This window comes from Synechococcus sp. H55.9 (assembly GCF_047462355.1).
GTDB lineage: Bacteria > Cyanobacteriota > Cyanobacteriia > Thermostichales > Thermostichaceae > Thermostichus.
The window spans coordinates 1-6,247 of record NZ_JANSJB010000091.1 but is presented as its reverse complement, the minus strand read 5'-3'; the positions used below and the strand labels follow the sequence as shown (position 1 = coordinate 6,247).

The following is a 6,247-nucleotide window of genomic DNA, read 5'->3' as shown; positions in this document are numbered from 1 at the left end:
GGCCTTAAGTTATAAAAGAAAAGTTAAACTAATTCCGAGGTTCACAACGCAGGATCAGCAGGGAAAAGTAGGGGGGGCGATAGTCGGCCAATCCTTCCAGGGTGGGGAAGAGAACTTGCTGCGGCCAACCGGCCCAAACCACCAAGCTGGCCTGCTGCAGCCAGCCTCTTGCCGCCAGCCACTGCCAAACCTGAGGATAGACGGGGGCCACTTTCATCAGCACGACCACGTCCGCCCAGGCGCAGGCCGCCTCCAGCTCCGCCAGGGCAAAGAGAGTAGGCAAAATCGCCAATTTCTCGGAGCCGAGCGCCAAAGGGGATCCGAGGGCGGCGGCGGCAGCCAGGGGAGAGCACACCCCCGGTACGGCCTGGATGGGCAAGTCAGGGATCCGCTGCTGCAGGGCCTGGGCCAGGTAGGCAAAGGTGCTGTAGAGGCCCACATCCCCTTCACACACAAAGGCCACATCCTCACCCCGTTCTAGAAGCGGGGCCAGCTGCTCGGCAGCCGCTTGCCAGGCCGCCTGCAGAAGCTCAACTTGGGTAACAAAGGGCAGATGCAACGGCAATAGGGTTTGTTCCGGTCGCAGCCAGGGGCGCACGATTTGATAGGCTAAACCCGGCTGGCCGATGGCGTTCTGAGGGCAGGCCACCCAGCGGACGGCGCCGAGGATGCGGGCTGCTTTGAGGGTCAGCCACTCGGGATCCCCGGCTCCAGCACTGATCCCCCAAAAAGTTCCCAGGCCCATGTATCAGGTGGTTTCTGGATTGCCCGTGCCTTCTTCCCTCAGGCGATCCAAGGCTTCCTGCAGAGAGTTGCGCAAGGACAAAAACTTTTCTAGCCGCACCAGTTTCACGGTTTGGGTGACGCGGGGGTTGCTCACCACCTGAAAGATACCTCCACGGCCCTGTGCCAGCTTGGCCAATTGCACCAGGGCACCGACGCCAGAGCTATCGATAAAGTCGATCCCCGTCAAATCCAGGATAAGGTTGGGGGATCCCTCTTCTAAGTATTTGGTGACCACCTTAACAAAGACCGGCTCAGAAAAGGCATCCAGAAGGCCCGTCAGGTAAAAGACCTGGCAGTTTTGCAGCGCTTCGTGGCTGCCGCGCAAGCTGACCGTCAGAGACAGAGGTTCCGGAATGGCTTTTCTCCTTTTGTCTATCTCGACAGAAGATGGAGGCCCGATCTCGGGCGTGGAGATAGCTTAGCATCCCTGCGGGCGAGACGGTATTTTTCCGCGGGCAGGGGATTGCGGCTGGGGGCAGGGATCCCTTCTCTCTGTCCCCTCGTGGCAGGCCGGGAGTCCTTGGGTAGGATGGGGGCAGCTTCCCCTATTTCAGAGGAGGCCGGCCTGCGGGCCAAACAGGGCTTCTCAACTGGGGTGGTTCGGATCCCTGAGGGTGGGTGTTGGGCGAAGATCAGCGCGAGAAAGAGCAACGATTTCCCCTCTCCTCCAAGACCTGGATTGGGGTGGGGGGGGGGCTGGGTTTGGGCTTGACGGCTGCTGCCTTGGGCGCCGCCTGGGGAATCGGGGCGTATCTTCAAAATCAGGTGCTGCCCCAGGTAGAAGAAACCCTCTCGCAGGCGATGCGCCGGCGGGTGGAATTGGGGGAGGTAAGGTTTGTGGCCCCTTGGCAGGTGAGGCTGGGAGAAAGCCACATCGAACATTTGGCCAGCATCGGCTCTATCGACCTCAGCCCCGACTTTTGGACCTGGCTACAAACAGGCGAGTGGGTGCTCAACATTACCCTGAACCGGCCCCAGTTGCTGCTGATGGAAACGCTGGATCGCGGCTGGGCAGATGTGCAGTTTCAACTTCCAGAAGGGGAGGGATCCCTGCCCTTGCAGGGGCTGAACGTCCGTTTGCAGGAGGGATCCCTGACGGCCATCCCTTTGGTGGGGGAGCGGCGCCAGTTTGACCATCTGCAGGGCCAGGTGCAGGTGTGGCTGAGTGCTCCGCCGGGGGGAGGGAATCGGGCCAGTTTCCAGCTCTCGGCGCGGCTGCGTCCTCTGCAGAGGGAAGGAGGGTATCCCTTGCAGCTTAGGGGGGTGGCGGATTTCGCCCAGGCTTCTGGCGCGGTGACGCTGGCCGCCCAGCGTCTGCCTTTGGAGCTGCTGCCCAGCGTCTTGCCGGCGGCGCCCTTGACCGAGGTGGAAGGGGAGACCAGTCTGGATCTGCAAGTCCTCTGGGGCGGAGAACGCCCTTGGGAGTTGACGGGGCAAGCCCAGGTTCAGCAGGCGCGGCTGGGGTTGGAGAGGTTGCCGCATCCTTTTGAAGAGGTGAAGGGCTCTGTTCGCTTTACCCTAGAGGAGCTGGATCTGCAGGGGGTGAGCGGTCGCTTTGGCCAGCTCTCTTTCGGGGATCTCAACGGCTCCATTGCCTTCGGCGACAACGAGGGGTTCAATCTGCAAGCTGTCATGGCTCCAGCCAGTTGGCAGCAAATCCAGGAGACTTTCAACTTTGAGCTGCCGGTGGCGGCGGCAGGGGTGGTGGCGGGATCCCTGGCGGTTACTGGGCCGCTCAAGGGGCCGCAGATCCAAGGGCAGTTGCAAGGGATCTCGCCGGGGCAGGTGGATCGCCTGGCGGTGCCGGAATATGCTTTTGGCTTCCGCTGGGCCGACCAGACCTTGGCCTTTGAGGAAATTGACCTGAAGGCCGCCGGCGGACGCATCCAGGGATCCGGACAACTGCAATGGGCTGCCGGCTTGGCGGGCCAGTTCAATTTGCAGGTCAGCGGGGCCGACGTGGAGCAGGTGCTGGCCCTCTACGACCTCAACCTGCCGCGGCGGGGCGAGCTGCCCTGGGCGGGGCCGGTAAGTGCTCAGGTACAGGTGGCGCTGACGGGATCCCGGCCCCAGGTGGAGGCCACCTGGGAAACCCAAGGGGGAGAGATTGCCGGCAGAGGACAGCTTCAGATCTTGCCCGAGGCGGGGGGCTGGGCGGTGGAGGTGCCGCAGGCCGTGTTGGAGCTGGGCGGGGGCCGGGCCCAGGTGGCGGGAAGGTGGGCGGCAGGGCAACTCCAGGCGCGGCTGGCTCCCCAGGATCTGCCGCTGGCCTTTTTTAACCCCCAGTGGCCGGGATCCCTCTCCGGGGAGCTGATGGCGCAGATGAACACGGCGGAGGCGGCGGAGGTGGGTTTCCTGGCGGCGTTGCGAGCGCAAGGGTCGCTAGCCCTGTCCCAGCCTTTGGGAGAGAGGGGATGGCCATGGGTTGACGGCATCCGCGGCCAGCTAGCTTGGGAAGGATCTGACCTGCGTATCCAGCAGGCAGAGATCTTGGCCGGCACCACCCGCTTGGCCAGGCTAGAGGGACGGATCCCCGTCGACCCGCAGACGCTGCAGGTGGGATCCCTGGATCTGAACTTTGCCGCTGACGGGATCCCCCTGGCAGAAGTACCCGGCCTGCCGCCGAGGGTGGCAGGAGTGCTGCAGGGATCCGGGCAGCTCCGCGGCTCCCTGGAGGAGTTACAGGTGACGGGGGAGGCCCAGTTGCGCGGCTTGCAGGTGGGGGAGGTAGCCTTTGCCGACTTGGCTGGGCCCTTTAGCTGGTCTAGCCAGGGGACGACGGTGGAGCTAGCGGGGACGCGGGAGCGGCTAGCGCTGCAGTTGGATCCCCAGTTTCGGCCCTTGCAGTTCGAGCTGCGGCGGGGCGAGGCGGAAGTGCGCGGCCAACGACAGCAAGATGAGCTGCAGGTGGTGGCGAACCGCTTGCCGCTAGCTTGGCTGGGGGGGGTGGCTGCTGGGGCATGGGCCGGCTTGCAGGGAACCCTCGATGGGGAGGTGGCGCTTGACCTGGCCAGTGGCGCTGCTCAAGGTCAAGCTGCGGTCGAGGGGCTGCGACTGGGCAATCTCGAGGCGCAGGGCCTTGCAGTGGATTTCGCTTACCACCCTGGAGACGACTCTCGCCCCGCTCGTCTGACCCTTGCCCAAGCCCAACTGGAGCTGTTCCAGAGCCTCTACACCGCCAGCGGTACTTTGGAGCTGCCGGCGACCTCTCTGGATCCCACCTCGGCGGCTCCCGTTCCCCAAATCGACCTGCAGATCAGCACCCGCCGGGGTCGCCTGGAAGATATCATTTCTACTTTCAAGTGGCGGAAGTGGAGCGATATCACCAGCCGCGGTTTTCGGCTGCCACCTTTGGGCCCTGCCGCGGTGCTGCGGACGGATCCGGTTGGTCTGCCCAACCATCCCCTCTGGGAGCAGCTAGAATACTACGCCCAGATCCTGGCTGCCCACCTGGAGGCCCTGGCCAGCCGAATGGATCCCCGCATCCCGCCGCCCACCAGCTTGCGGGGGGAATTTCAGGCTAGCGTCAGCCTCGTCGGCAACCTCAACCGGCCCAGCGTCAGCTTTCACCTGGAGGGCCAGAATTGGCAAGCGGAGGAGTTTGGTGTTGAAAGCCTCACCGCCAGCGGCAGCCTGGTCGAGGGGGCGGTGGTGTTGCAGCCGCTGCTGTTGCGCAGTGGGGAACGCCAAGCCCTTTTCACCGGCAAGTTGGGCCTGGAGGAACAGTCGGGATCCCTGCAAATTCAAGGGTTTCCTCTGGCTTTGCTGGATCGCTTCCTGCCGGATGGGCTGGAACTCCAAGGGGATCTCAACCTGGATGTGGAGCTGGCAGGCAACCTGCGGGATCCCCTTGCCCGCGGTTCCCTGACGGTGGTGAACGCCCAGATCAACCAGGTGCCGCTGCAGGAGGTGGGGGGACAATTTGACTACCACCAGGGACAACTGCGCTTGGAAGGCGCCCTGCTGGCCAACGGCGACGAGCCGATCCGCCTCTCTGGCCTGGTGCCCTACACCCTGCCCTTTGCGAAGGTGCGGGCCGCCTCGGATCAGATCGACCTCAGCCTGCAAGCCGAGAATGGCGGCCTGCGCTTGGTCAACCTCTTCACTGACCAGGTGCGCTGGGAGGGCGGCCAAAGCCAACTGGAGCTGGCCATCCGCGGCACCTTGCGAGAGCCCAGCCTGCAGGGGAACCTCAGCCTCGGCTCCGGGATCCTCAAACTGGCCGCCCTGCCGGAGCCCATCACCGACCTGACCGGCCAAATTGTCTTTAACCTCAACCAATTGGAGGTGCGGGAGCTGCGGGGCCAGTTGGGGGGCGGATCCCTGTTGGCCAACGGCTTTTTGCCCGTCAACTCCCGCGGCGCCCTGCAGAGGGACGAGACCTCGCCACCCTTAACGCTGCAACTGCAAGGGATCCAGCTCAACCTGCCCAACCTCTACACAGGCCGCCTGGAAGGAGAGGTGACGGTGGGCGGCCTGCTGCTGCGGCCTCTGATGGAGGGACACCTAGAGATCTCCGATGGAATCGTCGATGTCAGCCCGCGCCAAGCGGCAGCTCCTACAGACGCGACTCAGGTAGATCCCTTCTGGCAGCCGCGGCTGAACGGGTTGGAGCTGGTCTTGGGGCCTGGGATCCGCGTGCAGCGCCCCAACCTATTTGAGTTCAACGCCAGCGGCAGCTTGCGCCTGTTTGGCACTCCCCAAGATCTACGTCCGGCGGGCACCATTGCCCTGGAGCGAGGCCGCGTCAGCCTGCCCATTGCCAACTTTCGCCTGGATCGCTCCCGCCCCAACACCGCCACCTTTGACCTAGACAACCCCTTCGATCCTTTTTTAAACCTGCGCCTGGTGACCCAAGCCTTCGAGGTGTATCGCTTTCCCCAGGAGCTCTCTCCTTTTGAGACCAACCGCACCCTACCGGGATCCCAGCAGAGCATCGAGATCTTGGCCACTGTCAACGGACGGGCCAGCCAGCTTGCGGCTGCGGATCCCCGCAACGGGGTTTTGACGCTTTCTAGCAGTCCCAGCCGCTCCCCAGAAGAGATTGTCGCCCTGTTGGGGGGAACAGCTTTGGCCCAACTGAATCCAGAAGCCGGGGTGGCCGGACTGGCGGGAACAGCCCTACTCAACGATGTGGTGGAGACGCTGCGGGACACCCTCGGCTTGGATGAGGTTCGCCTCAGCCCCGTCCCCCAGGTCGATACCCGTGCCCCCAGACGTTCCTCGGTGGGCCTGGCCCTGGAAGTGGCCCGCGATCTGGGGCCCGCCACTTCCCTCTCGGTGCAGCGCAACCTGACGGATCCCTTTCAGCCCACCCGCTACAGCGCCCGCTACCGCCTCAACGAACAAACCCTCACCCGCGCCAGCACCGACCTCGAGGGCAACAACGCCATTGCCATCGAGTTCGAGACTCGCTTTTGACGGGATCCGCCCCAGCCAGACTACGGTTTGTTATGTTACA

3 protein-coding genes are annotated in these 6,247 nt (G+C 63.9%); 1 reads left to right on the top strand and 2 read right to left on the bottom strand.

Features of this window, described 5'->3' with window-relative positions:
* Window positions 1-28 precede the first annotated feature (28 nt).
* A complete protein-coding gene (locus NW857_RS10805; RefSeq protein ID WP_414368919.1) occupies window positions 29-745 on the bottom strand; it encodes a precorrin-2 C(20)-methyltransferase in 717 nt (238 codons plus the stop codon).
* Between the two features lie 3 nt (window positions 746-748).
* Window positions 749-1,111 carry an STAS domain-containing protein gene (locus NW857_RS10800; protein ID WP_414368918.1) on the bottom strand — a complete coding sequence of 121 codons (363 nt, stop codon included), beginning with the start codon at window positions 1,109-1,111 and terminating at the stop codon, window positions 749-751.
* A gap of 296 nt (window positions 1,112-1,407) precedes the next feature.
* Between NW857_RS10800 and NW857_RS10795 the strand changes: the two genes are divergently transcribed.
* A complete protein-coding gene (locus NW857_RS10795; protein WP_414368916.1) occupies window positions 1,408-6,207 on the top strand; it encodes a translocation/assembly module TamB domain-containing protein in 4,800 nt (1,599 codons plus the stop codon).
* The last annotated feature ends 40 nt before the right edge of the window (window positions 6,208-6,247 follow it).

Coding starts and splice junctions, on each gene's coding strand:
- NW857_RS10805 (WP_414368919.1), bottom strand. CDS start 745: ATGGGCCTGGGAACTTTTTGGGGGATCAGTGCTGGAGCCGGGGATCCC.